The sequence below is a fragment of the Lysobacterales bacterium genome, from assembly GCA_019634735.1.
In the GTDB taxonomy this organism is placed as follows: Bacteria; Pseudomonadota; Gammaproteobacteria; order Xanthomonadales; family UBA2363; genus Pseudofulvimonas.
The window spans coordinates 60,413-74,136 of the sequence record JAHCAT010000016.1; the positions used below are offsets into that span (position 1 = coordinate 60,413).

The window sequence follows — 13,724 nt, forward strand, 5'->3', positions numbered from 1 at the left end:
GAGGTTGCACATGGCCATGGGGTTTGCTGCGTTCGCGGTGCCGGAGGCCCACATCGACCTGCTGGCCTCCCAGCCGGGCTGGGTGCACGACTACCTGGAAGGCAACCGACCCCATGCCGGGGACGCGACGCTTCCGGCGGACTGGCCAGCCCAGGCGCCGCAATCGCTGGGCGGTTGGGGCATCAACCACCGCAACGTCGACCTCTACCACTGGATCCTCAACCGCGGACCGGCGCTCGCCACAGGCGCCGGCTCGCTGTTCCAGACCTGGTACGAGCCCGACCAGCATGCCGCCTTGAAGCTCGACGACAGCAACGAGCGCTTCGCCTTCCGTTCCGGCCAGCTTCCCGAACTTCTGGCGCTCTCCGAGGCGGTCACGGTGGAGTCGACGCTGGCGGCTTTCACGGACTGGTGCAAGCAGCGTGGCGAACGCCACGACGACCTTGACCACTACGCCTGCCAGCCGTTCGTCGATGAGTTCGCGCAGTTCGCCCGCGGCCTGCGCGGCGCCATCGAACACGGTGACGGCATCGTCTGGTAGGTCGCCGAACGGCCCATCCGGCCGCCCGGCCACGCGCTGTTGCCGTCAGCCGGGCAGGCGTGGCCCGCGGCTGGGAGCGGCGATACGCGCCGCGCACGGTGACCCGCATCTGACCCGGCATCGGGGCGCGCCCGTGAACCCTGGCGCCACGGCGCGCCGCCCGTGGCAAGCTGGCCGCAGACCGCCGCCGGAGCAGCCGCATGAGCACGATGCCCGCAGCCTTCCTGGGCCATGGCAGCCCGATGAACGTGCTGGAGCGCAACCGCTGGACCGCCTGCTGGCAGGCCCTGGGCGCCAGCGTGCCGCGGCCGCGCGCGATCCTGGTGGTGTCGGCGCACTGGTACGTCAATGCCACGGCGGTGACCGCGATGGCGCGCCCGCGCACGATCCACGATTTCTACGGCTTCCCGCGGGCGCTGTTCGACATCCAGTACCCCGCCCCGGGACTGCCGGAACTGGTCGACGAGATCGCGCAAGTCGCCCGGCCGGACCATGTCGCCGCCGACCACGACAGCTGGGGCCTGGACCATGGCACCTGGTCGGTGCTGGTGCACGCCTTCCCGGCCGCCGATGTGCCGGTGCTGCAGCTGTCGATCAACGCCGGCAAGCCGGCGGCCTGGCACCTGGCGCTGGGCGCCCGGCTGACCCAGCTGCGCGAGCGCGGCGTCCTGCTGCTGGGCAGCGGCAACGTCGTGCACAACCTGGCGGCCATGGACCGCCGCAATCCCGATGCCGTGTTCGACTGGAGCAGGCGCTTCGACGAGGCGGCGCTGGAGGTCCTGCGCGCGGCACCGGGCGACGCGGCGCGGCTGGTCGAACATCCCGACTATCCCCGGGCAGCGCCGACCGCCGAGCACTTCCTGCCCTTGATGTACCTGGCCGGCTTCGCGGCAGCCACCGGCCGGCCGGTCACCCGGCTGGTCGACGGCCATGCCTACGGGTCGATCTCGATGGCCAGCTACGGCGTCGACGTGCCCTGCCCGCCGCCGACGGGGCATCTTCCCGGCGCCAGCACCCTGGCCACCGAGGCGCCCGGCGACGCCAGCAACCTTTGAAGGGACTGGCATCGGCGATTCACCTGCCGTCACGGGACGGTGCGGGCCAGGAGATCCGGAGAGAACGCGTGTCCGCCGAACAGCAGGCTCAGTCGCTGCGTCCCGCCGGCGGCTCGCGCAGGTGCCGCCAGCGCACGCCGGCGCCGGCCACGACCGCCGCGTAGACCGCCACCGCCGCCGCCACCAGCCAGGCCAGGTGGATGCCGCGCCACACGGGCGGCAGCTCGCCGAACGAGCCCACCGCGGCGGATCCGGCCAGCAGCAGGCCGGCCATCAGCGCACAGCCGGCCAGCATCGCCGCCAGCAGCCGGCCCAGGCCGCGCTGCGGCCGGTACAACCCGCGCCGGCGCAGCCAGGTCCACAGCAGGGCCGCCTGCAGCAAGCCGCCCAGTCCGGTGCTGAGCGCGATCGCGGCATGCGCGCCGGTCGTGCCGGCGGCGCGCAGCGGCAGCACCAGGGCGCTGACCAGGACCAGGTTGACGACCACCACGATCACCGCCGCCCGCATCGGCGTGGCGGTGTCCTGACGGGCGAAGAATGCCGGCGCCAGCACCTTGCTGAGCATGAAGCCGGGCAGGCCGAGCGAGATTGCCGCCAAGGCCAGGGCCGCCATCTGCGCGTCGTGAGCCCCGAACCGGCCGTGCTGATACAAGGTCGCGCAGATCGGCCCGGCCAGCAGCACCAGGCCGACCGTCGCCGGCAGCGCCAGCAGCAGCACCAGGCGCACGCCCCAATCTATACCGGCGTTGTAGGCGGCCGCGTCGCCGGCGGCATGGCGGCGCGACAGGGTCGGCAGCAGCACGGTGCCGATCGCCACGCCGATCATGCCGATCGGGAACTCCAGCAGGCGGTCGGCCAGGTACAGCCAGGTCTGGCTGCCCGCCACCAGGAGCGAGGCGAAGGCGGTGCCGACCAGCAGGTTCACCTGGGCCACCGAGGCGCTGAACACCGCCGGCCCCATCAGGCGCAGCACCCGGCGCACGCCAGGGTCGGAAAAACCCGACCGCGGCCGCGGCAGCAGGCCCAGGCGCATCAGTGCCGGCACCTGCACCAGCAACTGGATGACGCCCGCGGCCAGCACGCCCCAGGCCAGCGCATAGACAGGCACCTGCATGCGCGGGGCCAGCCACAGGGCCGCGGCGATCACCGCAAGATTGTGCAGGATCGGCGTCAGCGCCGGCAGGGCGAAGCGCTGGAAGGTGTTGAGCACGCTGCCCGAGAGCGCGGTCAGCGAGACCAGGAACAAGTAAGGGAAGGTGATCCGCAGCATGTCCGAGGCGGCCGCGAAGCGCGCGCTGTCGGCCAGGTAGCCGGGCGCGAACACCGCGACCACGCCCGGCGCCGCGGCGATGCCGATGCCGGTCACCACCAGCAGCACCGCGCACAAGGTGCCGGCGATGCGGTCGAGCAGTTCCTTCAGCGCCTGGCGGTCGCCCGATTGCCGGGCGGCACTGAACACCGGCACGAAGGCCTGGGCGAAGGCACCCTCGGCGAAGATGCGGCGCAGGAAGTTGGGGATGCGGTAGGCGACCACGAAGGCGTCGGTCAGCCCGGTGGCGCCGAACACGATCGCCTGGACCATGTCGCGGGCATAGCCGGACACCCGCGACAGCAGGGTCAGCGCCGAGAACACCAGGGTCGAGCGGAGCAGCCTCATGCGGGACGCGGCGGCGGCCAGGCGCGGACGGGGCGCCGCGGTCGCCGGCATTGTCGGGGCAGCGGCACGGCATCTGCAAAGGCCGGCCCGGTCCGGGCGTCGGGCCGGACCGACCGCTGCCCGACGGGCGGCACGGAGCACTTGACCGGCCCGGACCGCACCCGCATAATGCGCGGTCTTTGCAACCACCCGTTTCTGGAGAACCCCTTGGCCAACATCCAATCCGCCAAGAAGCGCGCCAAGCAGGCCGTCAAGCGCCGCGAGCGCAACATGGGCGCCAAGTCCATGGTCCGCACCGCCATCAAGAAGGTGGTCAAGGCGATCGAGGCCAAGGACCTGAACGCCGCGCAGGAGGCCTACAAGACGGCCGAGCCCCTGCTCGACCGCTACAGCAGCCGTGGCCTGATCCATCGCAACAAGGCGGCACGCCACAAGTCGCGTCTGCAGGCGCACATCCGCGCCCTGGCTGCCTGAACCCCGATCGGTTTCGGCGTTGCCCGATCCGAAGGCCGGCCCACGCCGGCCTTCGTCGTTTCCGGATCTGCGGTCCCTGCGCAAAAATCCCAAGCCGACGCGGCCCGCAAGGCGGGTCGCGGTCGCGATTCCCGGCGCCCGTCGGTGCATGCAGCAGGCCAACCCGTCGCCAGCGCAAGACAGACCGGCAGGCGGAAGCGGTCGCTGGCCCTCCCGATGTGCTTACGCCCCGACTGCGACGCCGATGACGGCTACGCCCGATCGGATGCAGCCGGATCCCAGGGGGCGTCCTCGGCGGCGCGGTCCAGCGCGGCCTGGCGCTGGCCGTCGAGGAACTCGAACACCTTCTGGGCCACCTGCCAGGTGCCCTCGCGGCCGATCGCCGACACCACGAACCAGGGCGCGGTCCAGCCCAGGTCAGTGACGATCTGCGCGGCGCGCGCCTGGCGCTCGTCTTCCGGCAGCAGGTCGGCCTTGTTCATCACCAGCCAGCGCGGCCGCTGCAGCAGATCCGGATCGAAGCGCTCCAGCTCGCCCTCGATGGCGCGCACCTGGGCGACCGGGTCGGCGCCATCCATGGGCGCCAGGTCGACCAGGTGCAGCAGCAGGCGGTTGCGCTGCAGGTGGCGCAGGAACTGGATGCCCAGGCCGGCGCCTTCGGCGGCGCCCTCGATCAGCCCGGGGATATCGGCTATCACGAAGCTCTTGTGCGGCTCGATGCTGACCACGCCGAGCTTGGGCGACAGCGTGGTGAACGGGTAGTCGGCTACTTTCGGCGTCGCCGCCGAGACCGCCCGGATGAAGGTGCTCTTGCCGGCGTTGGGAAAGCCGAGCAGGCCGACGTCGGCCAGCAGCTTCAGCTCCAGGCGCAGGCTGCGCTCCTCCCCCGGGAAGCCGGGCGTCGCCTTGCGCGGCGCCCGGTTGGTCGAGCTCTTGAAATTGATGTTGCCGCGACCGCCGTCGCCGCCGCGGGCGACCAGCAGTTCCTGGCCGTGCGTGGTGAGGTCGCCGATCACCTCCTCGGTGTCGACGTTGATCACCACGGTGCCGACCGGCACCTGGATGCGGACGTCCTCGCCGCCGTGGCCGGTCATCTGCCGGCCCGCGCCGTTCTCGCCGCGGCGGGCGCGGAAGCGGCGCTGGTGGCGGAAGTCGACCAGGGTGTTGAGGTTCTCGTCGGCGACCAGCCAGACGCTGCCGCCGCGGCCGCCATCGCCGCCGTCCGGGCCACCGAACGGGATGAACTTCTCGCGCCGGAAGCTCACGCAGCCGTTGCCGCCATTGCCGGCGGCTACGAGGATCTCGGCTTCATCGACGAACTTCATGGCAGGCGGGCTTGAGGGGTTGGGGGACCGGGGACCGGGGACCGGGGACCGGGGACCGGGGACCGGAAAGAGCATACGCCACGCGTCTGCGCGCGGCGGGCGGCGCCGGCTTGGCCACAGGCCCGGAAACGAAAGGCCCCGCGCGGGGCGGGGCCTGGCGTTGAACGCTTGGCGCGGGCGGTCAGCCGGCGACGACGTTGACCGTGCGACGCTTGTTCGGACCCTTGATGGTGAACTCGACGGTGCCGTCGGCCAGCGCGAACAGGGTGTGGTCGCGGCCCAGGCCGACGTTGACGCCCGGGTGGAACTGGGTGCCGCGCTGGCGGACGATGATGTTGCCGGCCTCGATCGCCTGGCCGCCGTAGATCTTGACGCCCAGCATCTTCGGGTTGGAATCGCGACCGTTGCGCGAGGAACCTACGCCCTTCTTGTGTGCCATGGCGGCTTACTCCTTGTCGCTGGACTTCTTCGAGCCGCCGGCGATGCCGGTGATCTCGATCTCGGTGTAGTGCTGGCGGTGGCCCATCTGCTTGCGATGGTGCTTGCGCCGGCGGAACTTGACGATATGCACCTTGTCGGCGCGGCCATGGCCGATCACCTTGGCGGTGACCTTGCCGCCGTCGACCAGCGGCGCGCCAACGGTGATGGCATCGCCATCGGCCAGCAGCATCACGTCGCCCAGCTCGATCTCGGCGCCCGGCTCGGCGTCCATCAGCTCGACGCGCAGGACGGCACCCTTCTCGGCGCGGTACTGCTTGCCGCCGGCGGAAAATACAGCGTACATGTCGGAAATCCTTGGGAAACAACCCGGTGAAGACCGGCGATTGTAGGGGGGATCGGGCGGGTGGGTCAACAGGGGGGTTACTCGGGACTCGGGACTCGGGACCGGGGACTCGGGACCGGGGACCGGGGACCGGGGACCGGGGACCAGGGAGCGGGGGCGGGGCGGAAGCGGAAGCGGGGGGCGAAGGGCGATGAACGGAGGCGGGACCTAAGGGGGCGCCTTTGCGGCGGTTGCCGGCCGACCGCACGGGGACTGAACGGACCACGGCGTCGCGACGCGTGGGACGGCTATAGTGCCTGATTGCCTTTTGCCGGTCCCAGCGCACCCATGGATTCCATCCGCATCCGCGGCGCCCGCACCCACAACCTGAAGAACATCGACCTCGACCTGCCGCGCGACCGGCTGATCGTGGTCACCGGGCTGTCCGGCTCGGGCAAGTCCTCGCTGGCCTTCGACACCATCTACGCCGAAGGCCAGCGCCGCTACGTGGAGTCGCTGTCGGCCTACGCCCGGCAGTTCCTGTCGATGATGGAGAAGCCCGACGTCGACCACATCGAGGGCCTGTCGCCGGCGATCTCGATCGAGCAGAAGTCGACCTCGCACAACCCGCGCTCGACGGTCGGCACGATCACCGAGATCCACGACTACCTGCGCCTGCTGTTCGCGCGCGTCGGCACGCCGCGCTGCCCCGACCACGGCATCCCGCTGGAGGCGCAGACGGTCAGCCAGATGGTCGACGCCACCCTGGCGCTGGACCCCGAGCGGCGCTGGATGCTGCTCGCCCCGGTGGTGCGCGAGCGCAAGGGCGAGCACGCCCAGGTGCTGGAGCGGCTGCGCAGCCTGGGCTACGTGCGGGTGCGGGTGGACGGCATCGTCCACGAGGTCGACGACGTGCCGGCGCTCAACCTGCGCACCAAGCACACCATCGAGGCCGTGGTCGACCGCTTCAAGCCGCGCGAGGACCTGCGCCAGCGCCTGGCCGAGTCCTTCGAGACCGCCCTGAAGCTGGCCGACGGCGTGGTCGCCGTGCAGGACATGGACGACGCCTCGGCGCCGCCGGTGCTGTTCAGCCAGCGCTACGCCTGTCCGGTCTGCGACTACTCGCTGACCGAGCTGGAGCCGCGGCTGTTCTCGTTCAATTCGCCGGTCGGCGCCTGCCCGGAGTGCGACGGCCTGGGCGTCACCCAGTTCTTCGACCCCGAGCGCATCGTCGCCCACCCCAACCTCAGCCTGGCCGGCGGCGCGGTGCGCGGCTGGGACCGCCGCAATCCGTATTACTTCCAGCTGATCTCGGCGCTGGCCCGGCACTACGGCTTCGACGTCGACACGCCGTTCGGCAAGCTGCCGGCGCGCGCCCGAGACGCGGTGCTGTTCGGCTCCGGCGACGAGGAAGTCAGCTTCACCTATGTCACCGGCAGCGGCGGCCGCAGCAAGCGCAGCCATCGTTTCGAAGGCATCGTCAACAACCTTGCGCGGCGCTACCGGGAGACCGAGTCGGCGGCGGTGCGCGAGGAGCTCAGCAAGTACATCGCCGACCAGCCCTGCCCGGCCTGCAACGGCGACCGCCTGGGCCCGGCGGCGCGCAACGTGTTCGTCGCCGAGCGCACCCTGCCCCAGCTCTCGCGCCTGCCGGTCGACGAGTGCAACGGCTTCTTCGAGGCCCTGGAGCTGCCCGGCTGGCGCGGCGAGATCGCCGCCAAGATCGTCAAGGAGATCCGCGACCGGCTGCGCTTCCTGATCGACGTCGGCCTGGACTACCTGACCCTGGAGCGCAAGGCCGACACCCTGTCCGGCGGCGAGGCCCAGCGCATCCGTCTGGCCAGCCAGATCGGCGCCGGCCTGGTCGGCGTCATGTACGTGCTGGACGAGCCCTCGATCGGCCTGCACCAGCGCGACAACGAGCGCCTGCTCGGCACCCTCACCCGCCTGCGCGACCTCGGCAACACGGTGATCGTGGTCGAGCACGACGAGGACGCCATCAACCTGGCCGACCACGTGGTCGACATCGGCCCGGGCGCCGGCGTGCACGGCGGCCAGGTGGTCGCCCAGGGCCGCGTCGAGGACATCAAGGCCTGCAAGGAGTCGCTGACCGGCCAGTTCCTGTCCGGCGCCCGCCAGATCGCGGTGCCCGCCAAGCGCCACCGCCCGGACCCGAAGCGCACCCTGCGCATCGCCGATTGCCGCGGCAACAACCTGCAGGGCGTCACGCTGGAAATCCCGGCCGGCCTTCTGACCTGCGTCACCGGGGTATCCGGCTCGGGCAAGTCGACGCTCATCAACGACACCCTGTACCGGATCGCCGCCAGCCACCTCAACGGCAGCAAGGAGCGCGCCGCCGCGCATGGCGCCGTGCACGGCATCGACCTGTTCGACAAGGTCGTCGACATCGACCAGAGCCCGATCGGCCGCACGCCGCGCAGCAACCCGGCCACCTACACTGGCCTGTTCACACCGCTGCGCGAGCTGTTCGCGCAGGTGCCGGAGGCGCGCGCCCGCGGCTATGCGCCCGGCCGCTTCAGCTTCAACGTCAAGGGCGGCCGCTGCGAAGCCTGCCAGGGCGACGGCATGATCAAGGTCGAGATGCACTTCCTGCCCGACGTCTACGTGCCCTGCGACATCTGCCACGGCAAGCGCTACAACCGCGAGACCCTGGAGGTGCTCTACAAGGGCCACACCATCTCCGACATCCTGGAGATGACCGTCGAGGACGCCTATGCGCTGTTCGCGCCGGTGCCGTCGATCGCCCGCAAGCTGGAGACCCTGGTCGACGTCGGCCTGAGCTACATCCGCCTGGGCCAGAGCGCCACCACCCTGTCCGGCGGCGAGGCGCAGCGCGTCAAGCTGTCGCGCGAGCTGTCCAAGCGCGACACCGGGCGCACCCTGTACATCCTCGACGAGCCGACCACCGGCCTGCACTTCCACGATATCGAGCAGTTGCTGGAAGTGCTGCACCGCCTGCGCGACGAGGGCAACACCGTGGTGGTGATCGAGCACAACCTGGACGTGATCAAGACCGCCGACTGGATCGTCGACCTCGGTCCCGAGGGCGGCCACCGTGGCGGCACCCTGGTCGCCACCGGCACGCCCGAGCAGGTCGCCGCCAGCGACGCATCGCACACCGGCCGCTTCCTGGCCCGGCTGCTGGCGCCGCCAGCACCGGCGCCGGCAGCCCGTCGCGCGCGCAAGCGCTGACATCCCTTCGAATCGGAACCGCCAGGCCATGACGCCCGTCCTGCACCGCACCGAACTCGACGTCCGCTGGGGCGACCTCGACGCCTTCGACCACGTCAACAACGCCACCTACCTGGACTACATCCAGGAGGCCCGCCTGCGCTGGCTGGTGTCCCTGCCCGAGGCCAGCTGGCGCGACGACGACATCCATCCGGTGGTGGTCAACACCACCTGCAACTACCGCACCGCCATCGTCTGGCCGGCCCGGCTGGCGATCGAACTGTCCGTGCTCAAGGCCGGCGAGAGCAGCCTGACCCTGGGCCACCGCATGGTCGACGCCGGCCGCCCCGAGGTGCTCTACAGCGACGGCCATGTGGTGATGGTCTGGATTTCCCGCGCCAGCGGCCGTTCGGTGCCGCTGCCGGACGTGGTGCGGGCCGCCCTGCCCGGCTGACCGCCGCCAGCCGCGCCCCCACCGCGCGCCGCGCGCCCTCCTTGGCCCGGTGAGCGCGCCAGCAGGCTGTTGAAGAACAGCCTGCTGGCGGCGGCCATGAATGGCCGCCCGGCGAAGCACGTGCGCAAGCGTTTGATTCGACGGGAGCGCGTCCGGACCTGCGCCGGACGGGCGACTTGAAAAAAACGACCAGGACGGTCGTTTTTCATCAAGCTGCTGGGGCATCCTGTCCTCGCTGCCCCACGAAGAGGAGAGCCAGGATGCACCGGACCGCCCTGTTGCTGGCCCTGATTGTCCCGGGCCTCCTGGCCGCTGCCGCCGCTCCCCCGCTCGAGACTACGGAACAGACCCGGGCGCTCTGCGCCCGGTCCGCCGCGGCCTTTGCCGAGGGCGACAGCGATGCCGCATTCGCCGCCCTGGCACCCTACTGGCCCGTGTCCCGGGCCGAACTGGATGCGCTGGCGGCGCAGACCACCGCCCAGCTGGCGGGGGTCGCCGCGCGGTTCGGCGCGCCCCTGGGCCACGAGCACATCCGCAGCACGGGCGTCGGGACCAGCCTTGTCGAACACACCCACCTGGTGAAGTTCGAGCGCCATGCGGTCCGACTGAGCTGCCGGTTCTACCGACCCGACGCGCACTGGCTGGTCAACAGCGTGAGCTGGGACGACAAGATCAACGAGCTGTTCGAATGAGCCGCGGCGATGTCGTGCTGAGGCCGGCGCGCCGCGACGAGGTCGCGGCCATCGTCGCCCTGCTCGCCGACGATCCGCTGGCGGCACGACGCGAGCGACTGGAGACGCCGCTGCCCGCCGCCTACCTGCAGGCCTTCGATGCCATCGAGGGCGACCAGGGCGAGGAACTCGTGGTGGCGGTGGCCGGCGAGGAGGTCGTGGGCGTGCTGCAGCTTTCCGTGCTGCCCTCGCTGACCCGGGTCGGGGGCTGGCGGGCGCAGGTCGAGGGCGTGCGCGTGGCCGCCACGCGCCGCGGCGACGGCATCGGCCGCCTCCTGCTGGACTGGGCGATCCAGCGCGCCCGGGCACGCGGCTGCGTGCTGCTCCAGCTGAGCACCGACCGGGACCGGCCCGACGCGCTGCGCTTCTACCAGTCCCTGGGGTTTGCCGCCTCGCACCATGGCCTGAAGCTGTCGCTGTAGGGGCGCCGGCCGGGCGCAGGCCCACCGCTGCGCCCTATGATGACCGTCCAACACCCGGGAGCCCGGCTATGGACGCCAACGGCACCTCCGACGAGCGCCCTTTCGTCGCGCCCTGCCGGCGGCTCGACGCCACCGCGCCGCTGCGCTGGCTGCGCCTGGGCTGGGCCGACCTGCGCGCGGCGCCCGGGCCGACGGCGGTGTTCGGCATCGCCGTGCTGGCGATGAGCGTCGCCGTCTCGGCCCTGGCCTGGTGGCTGGGCCGGTTCGCCCTGCTCGCCACCGTCCTGTCGGGCTTCGTCTTCATCGCGCCCCTGCTCGGCGTCGGCCTGTACGCGGTCAGCCGTGCGCATGCCGAGGGCCAGCCGGCCCGGGTCGGCGACTCGCTGGCGCTGGCCCGGCGGGTGGTCGGCCAGGCCGCGGTATTCGCGCTGATGCAGCTGGTGATCGTGATGGTCTGGTCGCGCGCCGGCATGATGGTCAGCGCCTTCGTGCCGCTGGCACCCGGCAGCACCGCCGCCCTGGTCGAGTTCCTGCTGGTCGGCTCGGCGGTCGGCTCGGTGTTCGCGGCGCTCACCTTCGCGGCGGCAGCGTTCTCGCTGCCGATGATCGCCGACCGCGATGTCGACATGGTCACCGCCTGCCTGACCAGCGTCCACGCGGTGCTGCGCAACAAGCGGGCGATGGCGGTCTGGGCAGCGCTGATCGTGCTGCTTACGGCGATCGGTTTCGCGACCGCCTTCCTAGGCCTGGCGCTGATCCTGCCGTGGCTGGCCTATGCAAGCTGGCACGGCTACCGCGAGACCATCGACGCCAGCGAATGGCCCACCCTGCCCTGGCGGCCCTGAGCCGCCTGCGCCACCTGCGGGCCGCCGCGGATATCCGGCACACCGACTGCAACCCCTGGAGAAGCCCATGCGCCACCTGCCGATGATCGCCCTGCTGATTGCCGGAGCGATCCACCTCCTTCCCCTGTCCGGGGTGATGGGCGCCACCGCGCTGGAGCGCCTGTACGGCGTCGCCGTCGACAGTCCCGACCTGGCCGTGCTGCTGCGCCATCGCGCCGTACTGTTCGGCCTGTTGGGCGCCTTTCTCGTCGTCGCCGCATTCCGTCCCGCCTGGCGCCTGGCCGGCCTGCTCGCCGGCCTGGCCAGCGTGCTCGCCTTCCTGCTGCTGGCCTGGCTCGAGCCGGGCTGGGGCGAGGCCATCCGCCGGGTGGTGATCGCCGACCTGGTGGCGCTGGTCGCGCTGCTGGGCGGTTGCCTGGCGCTCGCCCTGCGCCCCCGCCCGAACTGAAGCTGAGGCGCGGCGCCCTGCCGCGCCCGATGACGCCAGCTTGGCGGCGCGGCCCCTGCCCCGGGGCCGGCGGCGCCCGTGGTCCGGGCGAGGAACCTGATCGGGTCCCCGATCGATTCCCCGATCAGTCTCCGCCAGGCGCGCTCGACACAGGGGCGGCCAGATGCCGGTAGTCGCGCTCGACCCGCGCCACCCGCACCGTGTAGTGCGCGTACCAGCGGCGGATGCCGGCGTCCTGGGCGGCGCGATGCGCGAGGTCGGCCTTCCAGGCGGCGATCGCCTCCGGGTCGGACCAGTACGAGACGGTGATGCCCAGGCCGTCGGCGCCGCGGGCGCTTTCCATGCCCAGGAAGCCGGGGCGGGCGCTGGCCAGGGCCTGCATGCGGGCGGCCATCTCGTCGTAGCCGTCGACCTGGCCGGACAGGCGCGAGGTGAACACCACCTGCCAGTAGGGCGGCGGCGGGGTCGCCGCGAAACCGGGCGGCGCGTGTTCGCCCGCATGCATCAGCGTTGCTCCAGGACGACGCTGGCGAGCGGTCCGTCGACGCCGTCCAGTTCCACGGTCACGGTGTCGCCCGCGGCCAGCGGCTGCTGGGCGCGGAACAGCATCAGGTGCAGGCCGCCGGGCCGGAGTTCGACCCGGCCACCGGCCGGCACCACCAGCTCGGGCAGTCGACGCATGCGCATGGCACCGCCCTCGCCCTCGACCATGGTGTGGATCTCGATGGCGCCGAACGCTTGGCTGCGTGCGCCGGTGACCACCAGGTCGGCGACGCCTGTGTTCTCAAGCACCAGGTAGCCGGCGCGGACGCGGGCCACGGGCGGGGCCTCGCGTATCCAGCCGTCGTGGCCCTTCAGCTCGCCGGCGAAGGCCGGCGCGACGGGCACAGAAAGCGCGAACAGGAGGGCCAGAACGGGAAGCAGGCGCGGCATGGCGTGGGGTCCGGGCAGGTCGGGAAACAGAGCATAGCGGCCGCCGCGCCAACGCAATCGCAACGGCTGGCGCTGCCGCGGCGGTATCCTTGGCGGCCGTGCCCAGGAGTCGCCGCATGAGCCTTGCCATCACCGATCACGATCCCGGCATCCGGGTCCTGCACCTGGACCGGCCGCCGGTCAACGCCCTTTCGCCGACCCTGGTGGCGGCGCTGCGCGATGCCCTGGACGCCGCCATGGCCGACCCGGCGGTCCATGCCGTGGTGCTGTCCGGCGGGCCGAAGGTGTTCAGTGCCGGCCTCGACGTGCCGACGCTGATGACCCTGGACGCCGCAGCGATGGCGGAGTTCTGGCGCGACTTCCTGGGCGTCGCGGCACGCCTGGCGCGCGCCGACAAGCCGGTGGCCGCCGCGATCGACGGCCACAGCCCCGCGGGTGGCGCCGTGCTCGCGCTGTACTGCGACGTCAGGATCATGGCCGAGGGGCCGTTCCAGATCGGCCTCAACGAGGTCCAGGTCGGCCTGGCCGTGCCCGGCAGCATCATCGCCGCGCTGCAGCGCCAGGTTGGGCCCCGTCACGCCGAGCAGCTGCTGGTGGCCGGCGCCATGGTCGATTCCCGGCGGGCGCTGGAAATCGGCTTCGTCGACGCCCTGTGCCCGCCCGGCCAGGCCCAGGCGCAGGCACTGGACTGGTGCCGGCAGCGCCTCGCCCTGCCCCGCCAGGCGATGCTGGCCACGCGCCGTGCCGCACGGGCCGACCTGGCCGGCATCTTCGCCAGTGCCGAGGCGCTGGACATCCATGCCATGAACGAGGCCTGGTTCAGCCCGGAGACCCGCGCGACCATGACCGCCCTGGTCGAGCGCCTGCGCGCCGGTCGCGGCTGA

General features: G+C 71.8%; 16 protein-coding genes. 10 read left to right on the forward strand and 6 right to left on the reverse strand.

Annotated features, from left to right (window positions below; translation table 11 throughout):
* Positions 1-10: 10 nt before the first annotated feature.
* Positions 11-541 (forward strand): hypothetical protein, encoded by a 531-nt coding sequence (locus KF823_14285; GenBank protein ID MBX3727074.1) that lies wholly within the window; start codon positions 11-13, stop codon positions 539-541.
* A gap of 209 nt (positions 542-750) precedes the next feature.
* Positions 751-1,596 carry a 4,5-DOPA dioxygenase extradiol gene (ygiD, locus tag KF823_14290; protein MBX3727075.1) on the forward strand — a complete coding sequence of 282 codons (846 nt, stop codon included), beginning with the start codon at positions 751-753 and terminating at the stop codon, positions 1,594-1,596.
* An 88-nt stretch (positions 1,597-1,684) separates the two neighbouring features.
* On the opposite strand, the gene murJ is transcribed toward ygiD, so the two are convergent.
* A complete protein-coding gene (gene murJ, locus KF823_14295; protein ID MBX3727076.1) occupies positions 1,685-3,253 on the reverse strand; it encodes a murein biosynthesis integral membrane protein MurJ in 1,569 nt (522 codons plus the stop codon).
* Between the two features lie 207 nt (positions 3,254-3,460).
* On the opposite strand from murJ, the gene rpsT reads away from it, so the two are divergent.
* Entirely contained in the window at positions 3,461-3,727 is a 267-nt protein-coding gene (gene rpsT / locus KF823_14300; GenBank protein ID MBX3727077.1) for a 30S ribosomal protein S20, read from the forward strand.
* A gap of 251 nt (positions 3,728-3,978) precedes the next feature.
* On the opposite strand, the gene obgE is transcribed toward rpsT, so the two are convergent.
* The 3 genes from obgE to rplU form a co-directional block, all read right to left on the reverse strand.
* Entirely contained in the window at positions 3,979-5,052 is a 1,074-nt protein-coding gene (gene obgE / locus KF823_14305) for a GTPase ObgE (GenBank protein MBX3727078.1), read from the reverse strand.
* 181 nt (positions 5,053-5,233) lie between these two features.
* Positions 5,234-5,491: a 50S ribosomal protein L27 gene (rpmA, locus tag KF823_14310; GenBank protein ID MBX3727079.1), complete on the reverse strand. Its 258-nt coding sequence runs from the start codon at positions 5,489-5,491 to the stop codon at positions 5,234-5,236.
* Between the two features lie 6 nt (positions 5,492-5,497).
* A complete protein-coding gene (rplU, locus tag KF823_14315; protein ID MBX3727080.1) occupies positions 5,498-5,836 on the reverse strand; it encodes a 50S ribosomal protein L21 in 339 nt (112 codons plus the stop codon).
* A gap of 327 nt (positions 5,837-6,163) precedes the next feature.
* Here rplU and uvrA point away from each other — a divergent pair, with 327 nt between their 5' ends.
* The 6 genes from uvrA (at position 6,164) to KF823_14345 (ending at position 11,907) form a co-directional block, all read left to right on the forward strand.
* Positions 6,164-9,028, forward strand: a complete 2,865-nt coding sequence (gene uvrA, locus KF823_14320) for an excinuclease ABC subunit UvrA (GenBank protein ID MBX3727081.1) — start codon at positions 6,164-6,166, stop codon at positions 9,026-9,028.
* A gap of 28 nt (positions 9,029-9,056) precedes the next feature.
* Complete coding sequence (locus tag KF823_14325; GenBank protein MBX3727082.1) at positions 9,057-9,461, forward strand: acyl-CoA thioesterase; 405 nt, start codon at positions 9,057-9,059, stop codon at positions 9,459-9,461.
* Positions 9,462-9,721: 260 nt separating this feature from the next.
* Entirely contained in the window at positions 9,722-10,153 is a 432-nt protein-coding gene (locus KF823_14330; protein MBX3727083.1) for a hypothetical protein, read from the forward strand.
* Positions 10,150-10,614, forward strand: coding sequence for a GNAT family N-acetyltransferase (locus KF823_14335; GenBank protein ID MBX3727084.1), 465 nt, complete (start codon positions 10,150-10,152; stop codon positions 10,612-10,614). The genes KF823_14330 and KF823_14335 overlap by 4 nt, the downstream gene beginning before the upstream one ends.
* 68 nt (positions 10,615-10,682) lie before the next feature.
* Entirely contained in the window at positions 10,683-11,459 is a 777-nt protein-coding gene (locus KF823_14340; GenBank protein ID MBX3727085.1) for a DUF2189 domain-containing protein, read from the forward strand.
* A 67-nt stretch (positions 11,460-11,526) separates the two neighbouring features.
* Positions 11,527-11,907 carry a hypothetical protein gene (locus KF823_14345; GenBank protein MBX3727086.1) on the forward strand — a complete coding sequence of 127 codons (381 nt, stop codon included), beginning with the start codon at positions 11,527-11,529 and terminating at the stop codon, positions 11,905-11,907.
* Between the two features lie 124 nt (positions 11,908-12,031).
* Here KF823_14345 and KF823_14350 read toward each other — a convergent pair whose 3' ends face one another.
* Together KF823_14350 and KF823_14355 are read right to left on the reverse strand one after the other, a co-directional pair.
* Complete coding sequence (locus KF823_14350) at positions 12,032-12,412, reverse strand: antibiotic biosynthesis monooxygenase (protein MBX3727087.1); 381 nt, start codon at positions 12,410-12,412, stop codon at positions 12,032-12,034.
* Positions 12,412-12,840: a copper chaperone PCu(A)C gene (locus tag KF823_14355; protein MBX3727088.1), complete on the reverse strand. Its 429-nt coding sequence runs from the start codon at positions 12,838-12,840 to the stop codon at positions 12,412-12,414. The genes KF823_14350 and KF823_14355 overlap by 1 nt, the downstream gene beginning before the upstream one ends.
* Positions 12,841-12,956: 116 nt before the next feature.
* Between KF823_14355 and KF823_14360 the strand changes: the two genes are divergently transcribed.
* On the forward strand, positions 12,957-13,724 hold the full coding sequence (locus KF823_14360) for an enoyl-CoA hydratase/isomerase family protein (GenBank protein MBX3727089.1): 768 nt from the start codon (positions 12,957-12,959) through the stop codon (positions 13,722-13,724).

Bases quoted from the DNA above. Each gene is read 5' to 3' on its own strand.
- KF823_14360 (MBX3727089.1), top strand. From the start codon at position 12,957: ATGAGCCTTGCCATCACCGATCACGATCCCGGCATCCGGGTCCTGCAC.
- KF823_14350 (MBX3727087.1), bottom strand. From the start codon at position 12,412: ATGCATGCGGGCGAACACGCGCCGCCCGGTTTCGCGGCGACCCCGCCG.
- ygiD (MBX3727075.1), top strand. From the start codon at position 751: ATGCCCGCAGCCTTCCTGGGCCATGGCAGCCCGATGAACGTGCTGGAG.
- KF823_14355 (MBX3727088.1), bottom strand. From the start codon at position 12,840: ATGCCGCGCCTGCTTCCCGTTCTGGCCCTCCTGTTCGCGCTTTCTGTG.
- KF823_14345 (MBX3727086.1), top strand. From the start codon at position 11,527: ATGCGCCACCTGCCGATGATCGCCCTGCTGATTGCCGGAGCGATCCAC.
- obgE (MBX3727078.1), bottom strand. From the start codon at position 5,052: ATGAAGTTCGTCGATGAAGCCGAGATCCTCGTAGCCGCCGGCAATGGC.
- KF823_14335 (MBX3727084.1), top strand. From the start codon at position 10,150: ATGAGCCGCGGCGATGTCGTGCTGAGGCCGGCGCGCCGCGACGAGGTC.
- uvrA (MBX3727081.1), top strand. From the start codon at position 6,164: ATGGATTCCATCCGCATCCGCGGCGCCCGCACCCACAACCTGAAGAAC.
- KF823_14325 (MBX3727082.1), top strand. From the start codon at position 9,057: ATGACGCCCGTCCTGCACCGCACCGAACTCGACGTCCGCTGGGGCGAC.
- KF823_14330 (MBX3727083.1), top strand. From the start codon at position 9,722: ATGCACCGGACCGCCCTGTTGCTGGCCCTGATTGTCCCGGGCCTCCTG.
- rpmA (MBX3727079.1), bottom strand. From the start codon at position 5,491: ATGGCACACAAGAAGGGCGTAGGTTCCTCGCGCAACGGTCGCGATTCC.
- murJ (MBX3727076.1), bottom strand. From the start codon at position 3,253: ATGAGGCTGCTCCGCTCGACCCTGGTGTTCTCGGCGCTGACCCTGCTG.
- rplU (MBX3727080.1), bottom strand. From the start codon at position 5,836: ATGTACGCTGTATTTTCCGCCGGCGGCAAGCAGTACCGCGCCGAGAAG.
- KF823_14285 (MBX3727074.1), top strand. From the start codon at position 11: ATGGCCATGGGGTTTGCTGCGTTCGCGGTGCCGGAGGCCCACATCGAC.
- KF823_14340 (MBX3727085.1), top strand. From the start codon at position 10,683: ATGGACGCCAACGGCACCTCCGACGAGCGCCCTTTCGTCGCGCCCTGC.